The organism is Nocardia carnea NBRC 14403, assembly GCF_000308515.1.
GTDB classification, from domain to species: Bacteria; Actinomycetota; Actinomycetes; order Mycobacteriales; family Mycobacteriaceae; genus Nocardia; species Nocardia carnea.
Genome location: NZ_BAFV01000037.1, coordinates 35,473 through 55,099, shown reverse-complemented (window position 1 = coordinate 55,099; position 19,627 = coordinate 35,473). Strand labels below are relative to the sequence as shown.

Below are 19,627 nucleotides of genomic sequence, written 5' to 3'. Positions count from 1 at the left end.
TCCGATGACCGTACCCACCAGCAGGTTCCATGCGCTGAGCCGGGAGGCTCTGGCGGCACTGGTACCCGAGCTGCTGTTGTGCGGGCAGCTCATCGACCGATCGGGGATGGCGCACTGTATTTCCGCCTTCGGCCGGGAGGGGATGGCCGAAGTCGCGATCGAGGAATGGCAGCTGTCGAGCCCGATCTACACCCGCCGGATGCAGCAGGCCCTCGGATACACCGGGGACGATATCGTCACCATCTTCAAGGGCCTGCAGCTCGATATCGGGGCGCCACCGCAGTTCATGGATTTCCGGTTCCGCGTCGACGATTCCCGCCACGGCGAGTTCTGGCTGGATCACTGCGGGGCGCTCACCGATGTGGAGCCCATGGGCGAGCCCTATGTGAAGGCGATGTGCCACGACATCGAGGACCCCACCTTCGATGCCACCGCGCTGGCAACCAACAAATACGCCCAGGTCCGGCCGATCCACCGCCCGCCGCGCGTACCCGCCGACCGGCATCCGGTGTGCGCGTGGACGGTGGTCATCGACGAATCGCATACCCCGCCGGAGGTTCCGCGCAATGCGCCGCTGGTCGCGGAAACGGTGGCCGCCGGGCTGCCGCTCGCCGCGATCGACCCCGGCGGCGAGGGCCGCGCCGACTACAGCGGGCCACTGCTCAGCGATCTGCGATTCCCGGACTTCTCCCATTCCGCACTCGTGCGCATCGCCGAGGAGGTGTGCCTGCAGCAACATCTGCTGGTACTCGGTTTCATGATCGCCGTACACGAACGCACCGACGACGATTCCGCGCTGGAAATCGGCCGTAAACAGTTCACCGGGATCGCCGGCGTCGCCTCCGAACGGATCCGCGCCTGCCTCGGGCTGGGCGACGATATGGATGCGCTCGCGCAGGTCCTGCGCATCCACCCGGCACTGAACCCCCTGCACTACACCGATGTCGAAGTCGAGCCCGGCATCGATAGCGTGCAGATCCGGTTCCCCGGCGCCAGCGGTGCACTCACCGACCGCGCGTGGCCGTCGATGATCGACCCCGATCATCTCGCCCCGCTGGATTCGCTGGTGCGGGGGGTGAACCCGCACTTCTACAGCCGGGTCACCGATAGCGGTCCCGGCGGCTGGACCGCCGAGATCACCGCGGCGGCCGAACCGTTCGCCGAGGCCTCGGAAGTGGCGATCACCCGGTTCAGCACCGGTGTCGAATTCACCTTCACCGACCGCGGGATACCGCTGCCCCTCACTGTTCTCTGATCCTCCCACCCGGGGAGGTTCGCCGGCACCGCAGGATTGATATGGCACATAATTTCGCCGACCTGTTCGAACACTCCGTCGACGCCATGCCCGACCGGATCGCCCTCATCGAACAGGGCCGGCGCATCACCTACCGCGAACTGGACGAGCGAGCCAACCGGCTCGCCCACCATCTCGCGTCGGTGGGCGTCGGACGCGGAACCCACGTCGGGTTCCAGATGCACAACAGCATCGATACGATGCAAACGCTGATCGCCTGCTTCAAACTGGCGGCGGCCCCGGTGAACATCAACTTCCGGTACGGGCCGGAGGAACTCGCCTACCTCTACGACAACGCCGACCTCGAACATCTCGTCTACCACGCCTGCTACGGGGACGCGGTGCGCGCGGCGGCGCAGCGGTCACCCCGGTTGAAGTACCTGCTGTGCGCCGCGGATGACCGGACCGCGGCGGATACGGGCGTGGACTGCCTGGCCGACGTCACCGCCGCCACGCCTGCGACCCGGCCCGATATCACCCGCACCGCCGACGACCGGTTCATCATGTACACCGGCGGCACCACCGGGATGCCCAAAGGGGTGCTGTGGCGGCAAGAGGATATGTGGCGGGTCCTCGGCGGCGGAATCGACTTCTACAGCAACGAACCCGTCGCCGACGAATACCAGCAGTCCCGCACCGGCGCGGCCGGTGACCCCTCCACCTGGCTGATCCTGCCGCCGCTGATGCATCTGGCGGCAATGATGCCCACGTTCATCGCGCTGTGGTCCGGGAACTGCGTGATCTTCGAACCCCGCTTCGATCCGGACGCCGTCTGGCAGACGGTGGCCGCGGAACACCCCGGGGTCATGGTGATCACCGGCGACGCCATGGCCCGGCCGCTGATCGACTCCTACCGCGCCACACCGGTCGACAGCACCGGCCTGTTCATGATCGCCTCCGGTGCGGCGCTGCTCACCCAGGCCACGAAAAACGATCTCCTCGATCTCATCCCGAACCTGTTCGTCTCCGATTCCATCGGCTCCTCCGAAACCGGTTTCGGCGGGATCGGATTCGCCCAACGCGATACCGACCCGTCCCGTAAACCACGCGTCTCGATCGGCCGCGGCGCGGTGGTCGTCGACGACGACGGCCGGCCCGTACAGCCCGGCGACCAGGGCTGGCTGGCGAAAACCGGGGCGGTGCCGCTGGGCTACTACAAGGACGAGGCCAAGACCGCGAAGCTGTTCAAAACGGTCGACGGTGAACGGATCGTCATCACCGACGACCGGGCGATCCTGGAGGACGACGGCACGATCAGCTTGATCGGCCGCGGCAATATGGTCATCAACACCGGCGGGGAGAAGGTATTCGCCGAAGAGGTGGAGGGCGTGGTGAAGGCCCATCCCGCCGTCTACGACGCAACCGTGATCGGGGTCGACCATCCACGCTGGGGTCAGCAGGTGGCCGCTGTGGTGAGCCTGTCGGCCGACGCCGGCGGGGCGCTCGACCTGCCCGATCTACAGGCCCATGTCCGCGGCCATCTCGCCGGATACAAGGTGCCACGGGCGATCTGGGTCACCGAGACGGTGACCCGCTCCCCCAGCGGGAAACCCGACTACACGTGGGCGCGGAATTACGCGACGGAACGCGCGCCCGACTACCGTGCCGATCGAGAGTAGTCGGCACCGAACGTCGCGCACGCCGACAGTTCACGGCTCCGATTCACGCCCGCGGCCGAATCACTACCCGTCCGAGCACTGATCGAAGGCACAGCACGGATATCGCAGAGCACGGAACCCGTGCTCTGCGATATCCGCGGGGCCGAGCCCGACGTGGCCGGCCGCCCGCCCCGCCGGTGTGTGCAATGAAACCCTGAAGATCACCGCGCCGGCACCGAGGATGCGGATGCGCCGCGATCCCGGCGGTCGAGAGGTCGGTGAACGCAAGATCCCTTCTGGTGCGTCCGGTTCAGTATCCGTAATCACGCGACCACCACCGTGACTGCGGGTTCGCCGGAACGGTTCGCCGAACGCGGCACACCGGAACCGGTTACCACTCCGGATCCGGTTGCGGGGCGGTCGACGCGCCGGCTCGTACGAGTCGCTGTGCGAGTGTCCGGCAGCGAGCCGCCAGTTCCGGCGGGTCGAGCACCTCGAATTCGTGCCCCAGCAACAGTACGTGCGCGAGTACGCGATCGAGTTCACCGGCGCCGCTGAGCAGTTCGCAGTGGTCGCTGCCTCGTGGCCGTATCACGGCTGCGGCCGCCGGGACCTGGTCGCGGACGGTTTCTGCCGGGGCATGGACGAGGAACCGTGCACTGTGAGGGTAGGCCCGGCTTGCCACGCCCTCCTGCACGTACGTGGCGGCGGCGGGTGCAGGTCGCGGGCGGAAACGCCAGGTGCGTGCGGTGACCGCGGTCATCCGGTCGACACGGAAGGTGCGCCAGTCGTCGCGGCCGAGGTCGTAGGCCAGCAGATACCAGCGCCGGTCGGAGGCCACCAGGCGATACGGTTCGACCCGGCGGCGTTGTTTCCCGTCTGCGGCGGGATAGTCGAAACCTGCCTCCACCTCGTCGCGGCAGGCTCGGGCCAGCGTCATCAGCGCTTCGGCATCGACCGGTGGGCGGCCGCTGCCGAAGGACTCCACCGAGCCGGCCAGGGTGCGTACCTCCTGCCGCAGCCGGGTGGGTAGTACCCGGTCGATTTTGGTCAGCGCCCGCAACGCGGCATCGCCGGTGCTGGCACCGCCCGCGCCGACGAGCAGCGATACCGCGGTGGCGATGGCTTCCTCGTCGTCGAGCAGCAGCGGCGGCAGATCCTGTCCCGGGCCGAGCCGGTAGCCGCCGCCGACGCCCTGACCGGCATGTACGGGGTACCCGAGCGCGCGCAGCCGCTCGATATCGCGCCGGATCGTGCGGGCGGTGACCCGCAGCCGGCCGGCGAGTTCGGGGCCGGTCCACACCCGGCGCTGCTGCAACAACCCGAGCAGGGTGAGCACCCGCTCGGTGGTACCCCGTTCGTCACTGTCTGCCACACAGTCCAGCTTTCCAGAGATAGCGGACCGATCCTGTCCGCCATGGGTGCCAAGGTGGCGTTATGGACACCGACACATTCGACTGGAATCGGACCTTGCGTGAGCAAGTCGAGTTCCACTGGAAGCATCAGCTCCGCGACCGGCTCCGGGACCTCACCGATGACGAGTACTTCTGGTCGCCGGTGCCGGGAGCCTGGAGCGTGCGGCCGCGCGGCACCTCGTCCGCGCCGATTCAGGGCGGCGCCGGGGAGTTCACCATCGACTTCGGCTTCCCGGAGCCGGAGCCTGCACCGTTCACCACCATCGCCTGGCGACTCGGGCATGTCATCGTCGGCGTACTCGCCGCCCGGAACGCGGCACATTTCGGCGCGCCCGCCGCATCCTACGAATCCTGGACATACGCCGGTGATGCGGAAACGGCGTTCGATCAGCTCGAGACCCAGTTGGGTATCTGGCTGGACGGAGTGCGTGGCCTCGGTAACGCGGCGCTGGCCGAACCGGTCGGCCCGAAAGAGCCGTACCCGGACGCGCCCATGGCCGATCTGGTGCTACATATTCACCGGGAACTGATCCATCATCTGTCCGAAGTCTGCCTGCTGCGTGACCTCTTCCTGCACACCCACGCCACGAACGGAGAATCGCGATGAGCCGCGATATGCAGATCACCTTCGACGCCCACGATCCACGGGCGCTGTCGACCTTCTGGCGTAACGTCCTCGGCTATATCCATCCCGGCCCGCCGGGAGTCCGGTTGCCCGAAGGCGCCGATCCGCTGGCCGCGTGGGACGAGTTCCTCGCCGGGATCGGTGTGCCGCCCGAACAGCGCAATACACGCTCGGCCATCGAGGATCCGGACGGCCGGGGTCCGCGGGTGTTCTTCCAGCAAGTTCCAGAGGACAAAGTGGCAAAGAACCGGGTGCACCTCGATGTCCGGGCTGCGCCGGGCTTACAGGGTGAGGAGCGGATGGCGGCCCTGGAGGCCGAGTGTGAGCGTCTGGTCGCGTTGGGAGCCACTCGGATGAAACGTTTCGAACCCGAGCCTCCGATGGGCAGCGGCTTCATCGTGATGCGCGACCCGGAGGGCAACGAGTTCTGCCTGGACTGATCCAGGGCGGCTGTCACTGCCTCACGGATACGATCGAATCTCGCCACTACTCATCCGTATACGCAACGACACCGGACCCTCGGCAGGCCCGGGTCCGGTCAGCCCCGTGCAGCGGTGGCCGATCTCGTGCTCTGCTCGGGCGCGCCCACCGGGTCGGTGCCGGCGATCACCTCGGTCACCGGCTCATGCCCGGCCTTCGCGGTCAGCCGGCCGGCGTTTCGGCGGACGGGGCGATCCGTTCGAGGATGCGCAGTGAGCTGGTGGCCGAGACCTCGCGGAATTCGCCGCTGTCGAGGGCGCGGCGGTAGATACCGTAGGGCGCTTGCCCGCCGTCGGCGGGGTCGGGGAAGACATCGTGGATGGCCAGGCCGCCGCCGGGCACGACCCATTTCGCCCAGCCGCGGTAGTCGCGGTCGGCGGCCTCCTCGGTGTGCCCGCCGTCGATGAACAGGAATTCGACGGGGGTGCGCCAGGATTGTGCGACGCGCGCGGAGGCGCCGACGATCGCGATGACGGTATCGCTCAAACCCGCGGTGTCGATGGTGTGCCGGAAGCGAGGCAGGGTGTCGAAGCGGCCGGTGACCGGGTCGACCAGGGAGGTGTCGTGGTATTCCCACCCGGGCTGGTGTTCTTCGGAGCCGTGGTGGTGGTCGACGGTGAACACCACCCCGCCTCGAGCGCGGGCCGCGGCACCCAGCAGGATCGCGGATTTACCGCAGTACGTGCCGATTTCGGTGATCACCCCGCCGCGGCAGTACTGCACCGCGGCGGCGTGCAGGGCCCGGCCCTCGTCGTCCGGCATGAACCCGGTGGCGCGGCGGGCATGGTCGAACAGCTGCTCGTCGGTCAGCGGTGCGGTGGGGGCTGGGGCAGTCATCGCAGGTGTGGTCTCTCTTCGGCAAAACACGTCTGACACGGGCGGTGACCGACACTACTCGTCCCGGTGGCCGGGGAGTCGGTTGATCCGGTACCGCACCGACACTACTATCTAGACACATGTCCGAAGGCGATTCCAGAATTCTCGAGGCCACCCGGCGCCGGCTGAGCGGAAAGCAGGCGGACACTGTCGACAAGCTCACCAGAGCCGCTATGGAAGTGCTCGCGCGGGAAGGTTTCGCGGGACTCACCATCCGGATGGTCGCCGGTGCCGCCGGCGTGGGCACCGCCACCGCCTACACCTACTTCTCCTCGAAGGAACATCTGGTCGCGGAGATCTTCTGGCGTCGCCTGCGATCCTCGGAAACACCGGTCAGCGAGGACGCCGACCCCACGGTGCGGGTACTGGCCGAACTGCGCGGGATCGCGCTGCTGGTGGCCGACGAACAGGAGTTGTCGGGTGCGGTGACCAGCGCGCTACTCGGCCGCGACCCGGATGTCCAGCATCTGCGCACCCGTATCGGAGTGGAGATCCGCCACCGCCTCACCCGCGCGCTGGAACCGGAAACCGATCCCGATACCGTGGAATCACTGGAACTGCTGTACGCGGGGGCACTGGTCCGCGCCGGAATGGGATACGAGTCCTATGCCGATATCGCCGACCGGCTGGAACGTGCCGCCTTGCTCGTCCTGAAATAACCCGGGCAGCCCGGCGCATGCCCCGAACGGTGGCCGATACCGGCCGCGGTCCCGGCTCCTCTCGGCCCGATCAGTCCTGTGCGGTGGGCCGGCGATGGGAGTAGACGAGCCGGGCGTACTCACCCAGCAACTGCTCCAGGCGGATATCCTGCCCGGAGGCGACCATCTGCTGGTACCCGATCAGCATGGCCATCCCCAATTCGGTGTCCACCGCGGCGATCTCCTCGTCACCGACCACACCGGAGATGGTCCGGCGGACGGTACGCCGGCGGGATTCGTCGACCCGTTTGAGCGCCACCGCCACCGATTCGTCGTTCGCCGCCCACGCCCGGATCGCCGCCTCCGCCCGATGATGCAGGCCCAGCGTCAGATCCGACAGCGCCCCGACCGCCGAATCGGGAGTGGCGGGATCGAATCGCAGCGACCGCAGGATCAGCACCTGCCGGTTCTCCCAATGTTCCAGTAGCGCATCCACATACGTCTGCCAGCTACCGAAATGATGGTAGAAGGAACCGCTGGTCACCCCCAGCCGGCGGCACAGCACACCGATATTGAGATGCCGGAACCCGAGATCGGACAGCACCTCCAGACCGGTGTCGAAATAGTTGTCCTTACTGACGATACGAGACATACGGCGCCGATCTGCTCGGGGAACGGAGGGGATCTCGAGCACCGAACAGTACCGCATGGCCTGATCGCGGAGAGGGTGGGTTGTGAGGGTTCACGGCCCCTGCGGGCGGTCGAAGGTGTTGCGCCCGAACCGGCCCCGCCGGCCGGTCAGCGCAACCGCACACCCAGCAGGGCGTCGACCGCGGTAGCGATCTCCGCGCCCGCACCGGTATCGGTGCCGCCGTAATCGAGAGTGTCGCGGACCCAGGCGTCGACCGCGGCCAGCGCCCGCGGGGTATCGAGATCGTCGGCGAGGTGCGTGCGCAGCCGGGCAACGGTATCGGCTGCCGCCGGAGCGGACGGGGCAGTCACTGCCTGCCGCCAGCGATCCAGCCGCGCCTGCGCCTCGGTGAGCACCTCATCGGTCCACATCCGGTCGGCGCGGTAGTGGCCGTCGAACAAGCCCAGCCGGATCGTGCCGGGATCCACACCGGCGGCCCGCAGCTTCGACACCAGCACCAGATTGCCCTTGGACTTCGACATCTTCTCCCCGTCCAGGCCGATCATCCCGGTGTGCACATAGTGGCGGGCGAACCGGCGGCCGGCCACCAGCGCCTCACCGTGCGCCGCGGAATATTCGTGATGGGGGTAGATCAGATCGCTGCCGCCGCCCTGGATATCGAATTCGGTGCCGAGCCGGTTCACCGCGATCGCGGCGCATTCGATATGCCAGCCGGGCCGGCCCGGGCCGAACGGTGACGGCCACGACGGTTCGCCGGGGCGTTCGGCCCGCCACAGCAGCGCATCGAGCGGATCGCGTTTACCGGGGCGGTCCGGATCGCCGCCACGTTCGGCGAACAGCCGCGCCATGGTCTCGCGGTCGTAACCCGATTCGTAGCCGAACTGTTCGGTGGCGTCGGTGCGGAAGTAGATATCCGGGAACTCGGTGTCCTCGACGGTGTAGGCGGCGCCCGCGGCCAGCAGTTTGCGCACCAGCTCGATCACCTCGTCCACCGATTCGATCGCCCCCACGTAGTCGCGCGGCGGCAGCACCCGCAGCGCGGCCATATCGGCACGGAACAGTTCGATCTCTCCGGTTCCCAGATCCCGCCAGTCCACACCGTCGCGGGCCGCGCGCTCGAACAGCGGATCGTCGACATCGGTGACGTTCTGCACGTAGTGCACGTCGTGCCCGTTATCGCGCAGCACCCGGTTCACCACATCGAAGGTGAGGTAGGTGGCAGCATGACCGAGGTGCGTGGCGTCATAGGGGGTGATCCCGCAGACGTACATGGTGGCCGTCGCCCCCGGGGTCACCGGGCGGATACCGGAGTCGGCGGTGTCGTGCAAACGTAACGGGGGCCCTGCTCCGGGGACCGCGGGAATCGGGGTGTCGGACCAGGACTGCATACCTTCGAGAGTAGAGGTCGGTAACGGCCGGGTACCGACCACCCCGCCGCCCCGGCTCGGGCCGGGGCCGCCGCGGCACGCGGACCTGCACCGAACCCGCGGATCAGGGATGGCAAGCATTGCCCTCAACGGGAATGAATCATCCGATGAACCGCCGGTGGCGGCGTCAGAACGCCGGCCACGGAATGGGGCGGGAAGTGACCGGTAACGGCATCACCGGATCGTCGAGCAGCCGTTTGGCGCGGCGCAGCACGGCGTCTATCTCGGGGTCGGTGAGATGTTCGGCCAGCCCGTCGGCAAGCTCTCCGGGGAGGGCGTCGGTGAAGGCGGTGATATCGGCGAGTAGATCCGACGGAACGGGTTCGCCTGCCCAGCCCCACAGCACGGTGCGCAGTTTGTTCTCCTGGTGCAGGCAGATTCCGTGGTCGACGCCGTACACCTCGCCGTCCAGGCCCTCCAGCGCGTGCCCGCCCTTGCGGTCGGCGTTGTTCAACAGCACGTCCAGCACCGCCATCCGCTGTAACCGCGGGTCGTCGGCGTGCACCAGCGATACCTCGTCACCGGCGCCGTCATAGGCCCGCAGGATCTCCCGGTAACCGTCCGGAACGAGACCGGGCGGGCACAGATCCACCAGATCCAGGCGGGTACTGCCGGGTGCGCCGGGCTCGCGGGTGCTGATCCAGCGCTGCACCATTCCCGGACCGTACGGTCCGTCCCGCAGCACCGTCTCCGGGATCACCGGCCATCCCAGCGCGGTGCAGATCAGATAGGACGCCACCTCCCGACCGGCCAGGGTGCCGTCGGGGAAATCCCACAGCGGCTGCTCCCCGCGCACGGGTTTGTACACCACTCGCACGGCACCGTCACCGGTCGCGAGATCGCACACCAGGGTCACGTTACTGGCGACACTCACCCGGCCCAGGACCGTCAGCTCGCCGGTGGACAGTGTGTCCCCGGCCACGATCATTCCTCCAGATCGTTCGCGCCGAACAGTTCGCCGCGCTTGTACCCGTTGGTACGCACACACATATGCCCGCGTGCCGACAGCGGCTCCCCGCACAGCGGGCACGGCGGCCGCCCGGCGGCGATCACCCGGGTGGACCGCAGCGCGAATTCCCGCGCCTGGTCCGGGGTGAGGAACACCCGCACCGCGTCGGGCCCCTCCTCCGTATCGTCGAGGACCACCGATTCGTCCACCTCGGTTTCGGTGATCGCCAGCAACTCCACCACCACGGCACCCGCGTCGGCATCCCAGCCCAGCCCCATGGTGCCGACACGGAATTCGGCGTCGATCGGGGTCACCAGCGGGTCGTTGTCGTTGACCTGCTCGGCCTGCGGCGGCACCTCCTCACCGAACCGGCGCGCCACCTCGTCCAGCAGCAGACCCATCCGGTCGGCGAGTACCTTCACCTGCTGCTTTTCCAGCAGCACACTCACCACCCGGGGTTCCTCCACCGCCTGCAGGTAGAACGCGCGATCGCCCGGCTCACCGACAGTTCCGGCGACGAAACGTTCGGGGGTGCGGAATACATGGATTGCTCGTGACACATGCACCTCCTGATACGTGACCCTGTTCGGCTGCGGTGCTCCGCCGCGCCGTTTCCCGGCGCAACCGCCGAGTCGCCCGACGCCGCCGAGAGGTGGCGCATCCGCCGGTATCGGGCATACCCATTATCCGTCTTTCCTTCCCGCGCCGATCTCCCCGCCGGGTACCGGGCCCGAAGCCCCGGATTCGGGGGCCGGTGACGGCGCCAGACCGGAAAGGTCCGAACCGGTGTCGTTCATCCGGGTGACGAACGGGGCGGTCCGGGTGTAGCGGACAACGCTGAGCGAGGCGGGTTCGACCATGATCCGCTGGAATCCGTCGAGGTGAATTCCCAGCGCATCGGCCAGTACCGCCTTGATGACATCACCGTGGGTGCAGGCCACCCACAGCCGGTCCCCGTCGTGCAACTCCGCCAGGGCGCGATCGTGTTCCCGGATGGCCGATACTGCCCGGGCCTGCACCTGTGCCAGCCCTTCCCCACCGGGGAACACCGCCGCCGACGCATGCCGCTGCACGACCTGCCACAGCGGTTCGGCCAGCAGGTCTGTGATCTTGCGACCGGTCCATTCGCCGTAATCCACCTCGGCGAGCCGGTCGTCGACCACCGGTTCCAGTTCCAGATCGGCGGCCAGCGGCGAGACCGTGCGCTGACAGCGCAGCATCGGGGAGGTCACGATCCGGGTGATCGGCAGGTTCGCGAGCCGCGCCGCGACCCCACGCGCCTGTTCGCCGCCGCGGTCGGTGAGTTCCACCCCGGGACTGCGCCCGGCGAGGGTTCCTCCGGTATTGGATGTCGACAGGCCGTGTCGCAACAGGATCACCGTCATGCTGCCAGCCTAACGGCGGCCACGGCGCGACGATGCCCGATGAGCCCGCCCCGCGCCACCTCCCGTGCCGGCTCGTTCACGTCGCCGACACGACACCGGCGGCGAGCAAACCGATGATCACGAAGCCCAGAACAATCCGGTATCCGACGAACCAGTAGAACGAATGCCGCTCCACGAAGCGCAGCAGCCACGCAATCGAGGCGTACCCGACCACGAACGAGATCAGTGTCGCCACCAGCAGTTGCATACCCGAGGCGTTCAAACCCTCACCGGCCGGCTCGAACGCGTCCGGCAGACTGAACAGACCCGACGCGGTGACCGCGGGAATCGCCAGCAGGAACGAGAACCGCACCGCCGCCTCGCGTTTCAGGCCGAGGAAAAGTCCCGCACTGGACGTGGCGCCGGAACGCGAAACACCGGGAATCAAGGCCAGGCACTGCGCCAAACCCATCACCACGCCATCGCGGGTGGTGAGCTGTTCCATCGGGCGCTCTTTGCGGCCGTAGTGCTCGGCCGCCGCAATGACCAGCGCGAAAACGATCAACATCGTCGCCACCAGCCACAGATTGCGTGCGCCCGTGCGGATCTCGTCCTTGAACAGGAAGCCCAGCACCCCGATCGGGATCGTGGCGATGATCACATACCAGCCCATGCGGTAGTCGAGTTCGCGCTGCGCCTCGGCCTCGGGGTCGTAACCCACGGGCCCGGAACCGGTAACGACCGGCAGCTTCGTGGTGACCTGTTCGGCGAGCGGCACTCGTTCCCGGGCGCTCAGCTTCTCGAACACGGTCGCGAACCACACCTTCACGATCCGCCAGATGTCCTTGGCGAAGAACAACAGCACCGCCGCCTCGGTACCGAGCTGGGTGACCGCGGTGAACGACGCGCCCGCGTCCTCACCGAAGAACACCGAGGACACGATCCGTAAGTGCCCGGACGACGAAACCGGCAGGAACTCCGTCAATCCCTGCACCAAACCGAGTACCAACGCCTGCACCCAGGTCATCGACTCGACGATCACACATCCTCCTGAACCACGCCGAAAACCCCGCTCTTCCTTCACTCGACGGCACCGCAGCCGCTGCACGATCCCCGGCGATCGACCGCAGCGACCCTACAGTGCCCTATCCCGGGCGCGCGCGGCGACCGGGGCCCTGCCGTGTCGATATCGCCGGCAGCGAACTCGGTATCCCTGGCGGCGGACACGCCGCGCCCACCGTTCGCCGCGAACGGTCACCGGCCGGTCACGCTCTAGGCTGGTCGCCGTGAGGAAACGTCGAACCGTGCTGCTGTGCATGAGCGCCGGCCCTACTCGGTTACGCTCCGCTACCGCCTCCGGGCGCGACCCGCTCGTACTGTGTCATCCCGGCGCGAGCGCGGGCACTGCGTGGATACGCTCCGCTACCCCCTCGAGCTCTGCCCCGCTCGTGCCGTGTCCTGCGAGCCCGGGGACCCGGTGATGGAACAGCGCACCGTCGGCCGCAGCGGGCTGCGGGTCTCCCGTATCGGGCTGGCCACCCACACCTGGGGCAGCCGCACCGATGCCGAGACCGCCGCCGCGCAATTGATCGCGTTCACCGAAGCGGGCGGCACCCTCGTCGACACCTCCCCCGCCTACGGCGGCGGCGCCGCGCAGCGCATCCTCGCCGATCTCCTCGGCGACCTGGTGTCCCGCGACGAACTCGTTCTGTGCGCGGGGGCGGGGCAGGTGCCGTACCTACCGGCTGTCCCCGCCGGAAGCGAACCGCCGATGCCCGAGCAGGCGCGGATCACGGTCGACTGCTCCCGCCGCACCCTGCTGCGTCAACTCGACCGCACCCTGCTCGAACTCGGCACCGACCACCTCGACCTGTGGCAGGTCACCGCCTGGGATACCGCCACACCGCTCGACGAGATCGCCGACACCCTGCAGTACGCGGTCCGTTCCGGTCGCGTCCGCTACGCAGGGGTCCGCGGATTCACCGCCTGGCAACTGGCGAGCCTGGCCGCCCGTACCCCCGTCACCGCCGTACAGACGCCGTATTCGCTGCTCACCCGCGGCGCCGAGGACGATACGGTACCGGCCGCCACCCATCACGGCGCGGGAATCGTCGCCACCGCGCCACTGGCGGCCGGAATACTCACCGGCAAATACCGCGACGGTGTACCCGCGGATTCCCGCGCCGCCGACGAAACCACCGCCGCGGAGATCCGCGGCCGCCTCGACGATGATCGCGCCACCGCCGTGGTCGATGCCCTCGTCACCGCCGCCGACGGGCTGGCGACCTCACCGCTGGCGGTCGCGCTGGCCTGGGTGCGTGACCGGCCCGGAGTGGCGAGCATGTTCGTCGGCGCCCGCGATATGGGTCAGCTCACCGGGGTGCTGGCCGCCGAAACACTGGAACTGCCGCGCGCGATCGCCGCCGCCCTCGACGATGTGAGCTCCACCCCGTAGCCGGGGGGCGGGGGCGATCACCACACCGTGGCACGGATTAGCCTTGCCTGCATGAGCGAGTCGGGTCCGGAGGCGGCAGCGGAACGTAATCACGGAGGGACCGCGCTCGTGCGCAGCATATTCACCTCGGGGGCCCGCACACGGCGGGCGCGGGCGCTGCTGGCCGGCCTCGCTGCCGGGCTGCTCGTGCTGACTGCCGCCTGCGGTGGTACCGAACCGGCCGCCACGACCGGTCAGCAGGGACCGGCCACCGCAGTATTGGACAACCTGGACCCGGTACCGCTCACCCCGCCCCCGGTCCCGGCGTTACCCGCGACGGTCCGATCCTTCGACGGCGCCGAGGTCACGGTCACCGACGCGAGCCGGATCGTGGCCGCGGACCGGTACGGCACCCTCGCCCAGATCGTGTACGGGCTCGGGCTCGGCGACAACCTGGTCGGCCGCAGCACCGCCGCCTCGTTCCCCGCGGTGGCGGATCTGCCGAACGTCACCGGCGGCAACGGCGCGTTGAATGTCGAGTCGATCCTCGCGCTGCGGCCCAGTGTCTTCCTCACCGATACCACCAGCGCTTCGCCCGCCGTACGCGAACAGTTGCGCGCGACCGGGATCACCGTCGTCTACTTCGACCCCGAACGCACCATGGAAGGGGTCGTCCCGCAGATCGAGGCCGTCGCCGGCGCCCTCGGTGTCCCCGAGCGCGGGCAGCAGCTCGCGCAGCGCACCCAGGACGAGATAGCCGCCGCATCGGCCGCGGTGCCCGCCCAGGACCCGCCGCTGCGGATCGCGTTCCTGTACCTGCGCTCCAGTGCCATCACGATGCTCGCCGGCCCCGGGTCCGGTGCGGACGCGCTCATCGCCGCGCTCGGTGCGCGCGACGCCGGAGTCGAATCCGGGGTGAGCGAACCGTTCACGGCGATCACCAGCGAGGCGATGATCGCAGCGGCGCCCGATGTGCTGCTCGTCATGACCGACGGCATGAAATCGATCGGCGGGGTGGACGGTATCTCGCAAATACCCGGTATCGCCCAGACGCCTGCGGGCCGCAACAAGCGAATCGTCGATATGTCGGATTCGGTGCTGCTGTCCTTCGGCCCCAACACCGGCCGCGTCATCACCGCCCTGTCCGTCGCCGTCTACGGTCATCCCACCGCATGAGCGCGGCAGGTCCGCCCCCCGGGGCGAAGCATTGGCACGCACAGCCCGTGGTCATCGATCAACGCGGCACGACAGTGCCGTGCCCGGAGGTGCCTCTGCGCGGTGACCGCGCAGAGGCCCCGGACCAAGCCGATCACCGAAACCCGTGCGCGGCGGCGCGGCACCGGCGCCGCAATGGTGTCCCGAGCGTGCCGACGGACGTACCGGCATGACCGTAGAGCTGGACAAACCGCGACAGTCCGGCACCCCGGACCTCGGTCACCATCACACACGCAGGGCGGCGCTCGCGTTCACAGTCGCGCTTCTCGCGCTGGTAGCACTGGCGGTCGCCTCCGCCGCCATCGGGCAGGTCCCCACCGGCCCCGCCGAAGTGGCCGGCAGTATCGCCCACCGGATCGGCCTCGATTGGGGGCCGCTCCCCGCCCACCCGGCCGGGGAGGTCACCCTGTGGGAGGTGCGGTTCCCGCGGGTGTTGCTCGCGATCCTGGTAGGTGCCGCGCTCGCCACCGCCGGTGCGCTGCTCCAGGGCGTTTTCGCCAACCCGCTCGCCGAACCGGGGGTGATCGGGGTGTCGTCCGGTGCCGCGGTCGGTGCAGGCGCGGTGATCGTGTTCGGGGGCGCGTTCGTCGCCGCCTGGTCGGTGGCCGCCGCGGCATTCGTCGCCGGATTGATCACCACCGTGCTGGTGTATGTGCTGTCCCGGTCCGGGGGGCGCACGGAAGTGGTGACCCTGGTCCTGACCGGTGTCGCGATCAACGCTTTCGCCGGCGGGCTCATCGCCTTCCTGTTGTTCGTCGCCTCCCCCGCCGCCCGCGACCAGATCGTCTTCTGGCAGCTGGGCAGCCTCAACGGCGCGACCTGGGACGCGGTCGCGGTGGTCGCGGTACTCACCGCGACCGGGATCGCGGCGGCGGTGTTCGTCGCACCGCGGCTGGATTTGCTGGCCCTCGGCGAATCCGCGGCCCGGCACCTCGGGGTGGATGTGGAACGGCTGCGGCGCACCGTGATCGTGATCGTCGCGGTCCTCACCACCGCCGGGGTGGCGTTCACCGGCATCATCCTGTTCGTCGGGCTGATCGTCCCGCATGTGGTGCGCATGATCGTCGGGCCGGGGCACCGTGCGTTGATCCCGGTCAGCGCCGTGACCGGCGCTGTCGTCCTGCTCGCCGCCGATGTCGCCGCCCGCTCGCTGGTCGACAACGCCGACCTCCCCCTGGGCATGCTCACCTCGCTGATCGGCGGTCCGTTCTTCTTCTGGCTGCTGCGCCGCACCCGCGCGCGTTCGGGAGGCTGGGCATGAACGAGCCGAGGCAGGAGACGGCCGCGTCCAGTCTGGCCCGCCGCGTCACCGGACTACTGCAGCGCGCACACCGGCTGCCCACCGCAACCGAACCGGGCACTGTCACCCTGCGTGCCCACGGCGTCACCCTGGACCGGCATGGCGGTGGGGGCGGCAGCCGCCGCGTCCTCGACAAGGTCGACCTGGACGTCACCGCCGGGCAGGTACTGGCACTGGTCGGGCCGAACGGTGCCGGTAAATCGACCCTGCTCGCCGTCCTGGCCGGAGAGCTCGTCCCGGGTCAGGGCGATGTCGAACTCGACGGCCGGCCACTCGATCACTGGACTCCGATCGATATGGCCCGTCGCCGCGCCGTCCTCCCCCAATCCCATACCGTCGGGTTTCCGTTCACCGCGGCCGAGGTGATCGCCATGGGCCGAGCCCCCTGGCAGCGCACTCCCCGAGCCGACCGCGACGATGCGGTGATCACCGACGCCATGGCCGCGACCGACTGTAGGCATCTGGCGGGGCGGTCGTTTCCGAGCCTGTCCGGCGGTGAACGGGCCCGGGTCGCGTTGGCCCGGGTACTGGCCCAGGACACCGCCACCCTGCTGCTCGACGAACCCACCGCGGCCCTCGACCTCGGCCATCAGGAGGCAGTGCTGAACCTGGCCGCCAACCGGGCCGCCGCCGGCGCCGCGGTGGTCGTGGTACTGCACGACCTGGCCTCCGCCGCCGCCTACGCCGACCGCGTCGCCGTCCTCGACAACGGGCAGCTCGCCGCGACCGGTACACCGCGCGAGGTCCTCACCGGGGAACTGCTCAGCCGCGTCTACCGCTACCCGATCGAGGTCCTCGACCATCCGGACACCGGTGCACAACTGGTACTTCCGGCCCGGCCGGCCCGCACTGGACCCCCCGGCACACCGCCCACACCGACCTCGGAGTAGTCCTGCCACCGGGTAGATGTAACCCGGCGCCCCACGTCGCCGATATGTTCCACACCATCATTCACAGTCACCGATACCGTTCGCGCCCCGGCAATCTGTTCGCCCCGGGCCCGGCGACGGCCTCGAACGTTTCGAGGCGATGGTCGCGGCCGGCGCCGATACCGATTCGGCCCGCGGGTCCGATCCGAAAACCTGCGGACCCGGCAACCGGCCGGTTACGTCTTCTCGGCGGCCTGCGGCCCGGCGACCGCCGTTTCCGGCTCCACCACGACATCTGCCGCCGGGATGGGAGATTTCGGTCGCCAGATCAACTTCAGCACCGCCGGAGTGAGCAGCATCCGGATCACCGTGGCGTCCAGGATCAGCGCGGCGATCATGCCGTAGGCGATGTATTTCATCATCACCAGTTCCGAGAAACCGAACGCACCGGTCACCACGATCAGGATCGCGGCCGCCGAGGTGATCACACCGCCGGTGTGCGCGATACCGTACCGGATCGATTCCGGTGGGTCCGCACCGTTCGCGCGCGCCTCGGCGACCCGGGACAGCAGGAACACCTCGTAGTCGGTGGACAGCCCGAACACCACGGTCACGATCAGCACCAGGACCGCGAACATCAGCGGCCCGGGCGTGAAATCGAACAGTTCCGCGCCGTGGCCCTCCACGAAGATCCACGTGAGGATGCCGAGGGTGGCGCCGAGACTCAGCGCCGACATCACGACCGCCTTCACCGCCAGGATCAGCGACCGGAACGCCGCGTACATCAAGGCCACCGCGGCCACCACCAGCAGCAACGCCAGCAGTGGCAGACCCTCCAGCAATCCGTGGATACTGTCGCGCTCCAGCGCCGGTACCCCGGCCACCATCACCCGCACACCGCCCGGTTCCTCGATACCGCGTAACACCGCGATCGCGGTATCGGCGGCCCGTTCGTCCACCAGACCGGCTTCCAGCACATTGATCCCGTCCCGGGTGGGTGCCGCCGGTTCGAACGGCCCCGTCAGGCCGGGGGTGACATTCGCCTGCAGGCGGATATCGCTCAACTGCGCGGCATCCGCGCCCGTCACCACCAGCCGCAGCGGTTCGGTGCGGAAACCGGGGAACAGCGCGTCGAACTTCTCCTGCGCCACCCGCGCGGGATTGTCCTGCGCCAGGTATTTCTCGCTCAGCCCACCGAACTCGATATGCCGGAACGGCACCATCAGCAGCAGCAGACCCAGCACCACCGGCACGATCACCGCCCACGGCCGCGCCATCGCGCGGACCGCCAGCCGGGAGAAGATCCCGCGATCGATTTCGGCCTCGGTACTGGCGCGGGCGAATCGGCGCCATTTCCACAGATCGATACGGCGGCCCACGATCGCCAGCATGGCCGGCAGCGCGGTCACCGACAGCACGGCCGCCAGCAGCACCGCACTGATTCCGCCGTAGGGCACCGAACGCAGCACACCGTTCGGGTAGATGAACAGTGCGCCCAGGCTCACCGCGATAATCGCCGCCGAGAACACCACCGTGCGGCCGGACGTCGCCACCGTCCGCGCTACAGCATCTTCCACACCGCTGTCTCTATCGGGCGTGGGTGAGGGCCCTCCGTGGTTACGCTTCGCTGCCGCCTCCGGGCCTGACTCACCCACGCCGCCGGCGGCCAGTTCTTCCCGGAACCGAGTCACCGTGAACAGACCGTAGTCGATCGCCAGCCCCAGGCTCACCAGGGTCACCACCGCGCTGGCGAACACGTTCACGTCGATATGGCCGGTGAGCAGCCGCATGATGCCCTGGGTGCCCAGGATCGTCATACCGCCGACGAGTACCGGGAGCAGTGCCGCCACCACGCCGCCGAACACGAAATACAGCAGCAGCGCCACCAGCGGGAGCGCGATCATCTCCGCGCGCCGGATATCGTCCTGCATCCCGGTGTTGATGCCCTCCACCACCGGTTGCAGCCCGGCCAGCTCCACGGTCGTCCCGGCCGGTCCGGCGCCGGGTGTATCGGCCTCCAGGTCCCCGGCGATCGCCAGGTAGTTGTCGACGGTCGCCGACCCCTCCCCGTGCAGCCCGATACTGGCGAACGCGTACGTCCGGGAGTCGTCGGCGAATTGTCCCGCCAGGGCACTGTCCCAGTAGCTGTCGATGCGCAGCACCCGGTCCGGATGGTCGCGCAGCAGACCCGCCAGTTGTGCGGTCACCGCCGCCCGCACCTGCGGATCGTCGACCGTCTTTCCCGGTGGCGCGGTGTAGAGGGCGACCACATCGCTGTCGGTATCGCGGCCGAAGGTGGCATCGGCCAGTTTCGAGGCCGCCACCGATTCACTGGATTCGTCGAACCAGCCGTCCTGAGTGAGCCGATCCGCCAGATCCCGGCCGTACAGCCCGGACAGCGCGACCACGAACAGCGAAATCACCAGCACCGCGATCCGGTGCCGGTACACGAAACGACCCCACCGGTGGGTGCCCGCCGTCAACATTGCGC

The 19,627-nt window shown here is 68.7% G+C and carries 18 protein-coding genes; 9 read left to right on the top strand and 9 right to left on the bottom strand.

The features are described 5' to 3' along the window. Positions 1-4 precede the first annotated feature (4 nt). Positions 5-1,255 (top strand): hypothetical protein, encoded by a 1,251-nt coding sequence (locus ON22_RS12605; protein ID WP_086007720.1) that lies wholly within the window; start codon positions 5-7, stop codon positions 1,253-1,255. Positions 1,256-1,296: 41 nt separating this feature from the next. Then, positions 1,297-2,913 carry an acyl-CoA synthetase gene (locus tag ON22_RS12600; protein WP_033246155.1) on the top strand — a complete coding sequence of 539 codons (1,617 nt, stop codon included), beginning with the start codon at positions 1,297-1,299 and terminating at the stop codon, positions 2,911-2,913. 370 nt (positions 2,914-3,283) lie between these two features. Here ON22_RS12600 and ON22_RS12595 read toward each other — a convergent pair whose 3' ends face one another. After that, a complete protein-coding gene (locus ON22_RS12595) occupies positions 3,284-4,267 on the bottom strand; it encodes a helix-turn-helix transcriptional regulator (RefSeq protein ID WP_197039716.1) in 984 nt (327 codons plus the stop codon). 62 nt (positions 4,268-4,329) lie between these two features. Between ON22_RS12595 and ON22_RS12590 the strand changes: the two genes are divergently transcribed. Together ON22_RS12590 and ON22_RS12585 are read left to right on the top strand one after the other, a co-directional pair. Continuing rightward, positions 4,330-4,914 (top strand): DinB family protein, encoded by a 585-nt coding sequence (locus ON22_RS12590; protein ID WP_033246157.1) that lies wholly within the window; start codon positions 4,330-4,332, stop codon positions 4,912-4,914. Further along, on the top strand, positions 4,911-5,372 hold the full coding sequence (locus ON22_RS12585; protein WP_033246158.1) for a VOC family protein: 462 nt from the start codon (positions 4,911-4,913) through the stop codon (positions 5,370-5,372). Before ON22_RS12590 ends, ON22_RS12585 begins: the two co-directional genes overlap by 4 nt. Positions 5,373-5,574: 202 nt before the next feature. On the opposite strand, the gene ON22_RS12580 is transcribed toward ON22_RS12585, so the two are convergent. Continuing rightward, positions 5,575-6,249 (bottom strand): class I SAM-dependent methyltransferase, encoded by a 675-nt coding sequence (locus ON22_RS12580; protein WP_086007719.1) that lies wholly within the window; start codon positions 6,247-6,249, stop codon positions 5,575-5,577. A gap of 119 nt (positions 6,250-6,368) precedes the next feature. On the opposite strand from ON22_RS12580, the gene ON22_RS12575 reads away from it, so the two are divergent. Then, a complete protein-coding gene (locus ON22_RS12575; protein WP_033246159.1) occupies positions 6,369-6,947 on the top strand; it encodes a TetR/AcrR family transcriptional regulator in 579 nt (192 codons plus the stop codon). A gap of 70 nt (positions 6,948-7,017) precedes the next feature. Here ON22_RS12575 and ON22_RS12570 read toward each other — a convergent pair whose 3' ends face one another. The 6 genes from ON22_RS12570 to ON22_RS12545 form a co-directional block, all read right to left on the bottom strand. Further along, a complete protein-coding gene (locus ON22_RS12570; protein WP_033246160.1) occupies positions 7,018-7,578 on the bottom strand; it encodes a TetR/AcrR family transcriptional regulator in 561 nt (186 codons plus the stop codon). Positions 7,579-7,724: 146 nt separating this feature from the next. Further along, complete coding sequence (gene mshC / locus ON22_RS12565; protein WP_033246161.1) at positions 7,725-8,966, bottom strand: cysteine--1-D-myo-inosityl 2-amino-2-deoxy-alpha-D-glucopyranoside ligase; 1,242 nt, start codon at positions 8,964-8,966, stop codon at positions 7,725-7,727. A gap of 166 nt (positions 8,967-9,132) precedes the next feature. Then, positions 9,133-9,933, bottom strand: coding sequence for an SCO1664 family protein (locus tag ON22_RS12560; RefSeq protein ID WP_033246162.1), 801 nt, complete (start codon positions 9,931-9,933; stop codon positions 9,133-9,135). Beyond that, a complete protein-coding gene (locus tag ON22_RS12555) occupies positions 9,930-10,514 on the bottom strand; it encodes a DUF3090 domain-containing protein (protein ID WP_033246259.1) in 585 nt (194 codons plus the stop codon). The genes ON22_RS12560 and ON22_RS12555 overlap by 4 nt, the downstream gene beginning before the upstream one ends. Before the next feature lie 123 nt (positions 10,515-10,637). After that, positions 10,638-11,339: a histidine phosphatase family protein gene (locus ON22_RS12550; protein WP_033246163.1), complete on the bottom strand. Its 702-nt coding sequence runs from the start codon at positions 11,337-11,339 to the stop codon at positions 10,638-10,640. A gap of 76 nt (positions 11,340-11,415) precedes the next feature. Next, positions 11,416-12,345: an undecaprenyl-diphosphate phosphatase gene (locus ON22_RS12545; RefSeq protein ID WP_033246260.1), complete on the bottom strand. Its 930-nt coding sequence runs from the start codon at positions 12,343-12,345 to the stop codon at positions 11,416-11,418. Between the two features lie 453 nt (positions 12,346-12,798). Here ON22_RS12545 and ON22_RS12540 point away from each other — a divergent pair, with 453 nt between their 5' ends. From ON22_RS12540 to ON22_RS12525, 4 genes are all read left to right on the top strand, one after another. Further along, entirely contained in the window at positions 12,799-13,773 is a 975-nt protein-coding gene (locus ON22_RS12540) for an aldo/keto reductase (RefSeq protein ID WP_033246164.1), read from the top strand. Positions 13,774-13,881: 108 nt separating this feature from the next. Next, a complete protein-coding gene (locus tag ON22_RS12535; RefSeq protein ID WP_033246261.1) occupies positions 13,882-14,928 on the top strand; it encodes a heme/hemin ABC transporter substrate-binding protein in 1,047 nt (348 codons plus the stop codon). Positions 14,929-15,136: 208 nt separating this feature from the next. Further along, positions 15,137-16,228: a FecCD family ABC transporter permease gene (locus ON22_RS12530; protein ID WP_033246262.1), complete on the top strand. Its 1,092-nt coding sequence runs from the start codon at positions 15,137-15,139 to the stop codon at positions 16,226-16,228. After that, the gene (locus ON22_RS12525; protein WP_051157556.1) at positions 16,225-17,157 is read left to right on the top strand and encodes a heme ABC transporter ATP-binding protein; all 933 of its coding nucleotides are present in this window, start codon (positions 16,225-16,227) and stop codon (positions 17,155-17,157) included. Before ON22_RS12530 ends, ON22_RS12525 begins: the two co-directional genes overlap by 4 nt. Before the next feature lie 215 nt (positions 17,158-17,372). Here the strand turns inward: ON22_RS12525 and ON22_RS12520 are convergent, their stop codons facing one another. Beyond that, positions 17,373-19,622, bottom strand: coding sequence for an MMPL family transporter (locus ON22_RS12520; protein ID WP_081595535.1), 2,250 nt, complete (start codon positions 19,620-19,622; stop codon positions 17,373-17,375). Positions 19,623-19,627 lie beyond the last annotated feature (5 nt).

Bases quoted from the DNA above. Each gene is read 5' to 3' on its own strand.
- ON22_RS12605 (WP_086007720.1), top strand. From the start codon at position 5: ATGACCGTACCCACCAGCAGGTTCCATGCGCTGAGCCGGGAGGCTCTG.
- ON22_RS12600 (WP_033246155.1), top strand. From the start codon at position 1,297: ATGGCACATAATTTCGCCGACCTGTTCGAACACTCCGTCGACGCCATG.
- ON22_RS12590 (WP_033246157.1), top strand. From the start codon at position 4,330: ATGGACACCGACACATTCGACTGGAATCGGACCTTGCGTGAGCAAGTC.
- ON22_RS12585 (WP_033246158.1), top strand. From the start codon at position 4,911: ATGAGCCGCGATATGCAGATCACCTTCGACGCCCACGATCCACGGGCG.
- ON22_RS12580 (WP_086007719.1), bottom strand. From the start codon at position 6,249: ATGACTGCCCCAGCCCCCACCGCACCGCTGACCGACGAGCAGCTGTTC.
- ON22_RS12575 (WP_033246159.1), top strand. From the start codon at position 6,369: ATGTCCGAAGGCGATTCCAGAATTCTCGAGGCCACCCGGCGCCGGCTG.
- ON22_RS12570 (WP_033246160.1), bottom strand. From the start codon at position 7,578: ATGTCTCGTATCGTCAGTAAGGACAACTATTTCGACACCGGTCTGGAG.
- mshC (WP_033246161.1), bottom strand. From the start codon at position 8,966: ATGCAGTCCTGGTCCGACACCCCGATTCCCGCGGTCCCCGGAGCAGGG.
- ON22_RS12560 (WP_033246162.1), bottom strand. From the start codon at position 9,933: ATGATCGTGGCCGGGGACACACTGTCCACCGGCGAGCTGACGGTCCTG.
- ON22_RS12550 (WP_033246163.1), bottom strand. From the start codon at position 11,339: ATGACGGTGATCCTGTTGCGACACGGCCTGTCGACATCCAATACCGGA.
- ON22_RS12545 (WP_033246260.1), bottom strand. From the start codon at position 12,345: ATGACCTGGGTGCAGGCGTTGGTACTCGGTTTGGTGCAGGGATTGACG.
- ON22_RS12540 (WP_033246164.1), top strand. From the start codon at position 12,799: ATGGAACAGCGCACCGTCGGCCGCAGCGGGCTGCGGGTCTCCCGTATC.
- ON22_RS12530 (WP_033246262.1), top strand. From the start codon at position 15,137: ATGACCGTAGAGCTGGACAAACCGCGACAGTCCGGCACCCCGGACCTC.
- ON22_RS12525 (WP_051157556.1), top strand. From the start codon at position 16,225: ATGAACGAGCCGAGGCAGGAGACGGCCGCGTCCAGTCTGGCCCGCCGC.
- ON22_RS12520 (WP_081595535.1), bottom strand. From the start codon at position 19,622: ATGTTGACGGCGGGCACCCACCGGTGGGGTCGTTTCGTGTACCGGCAC.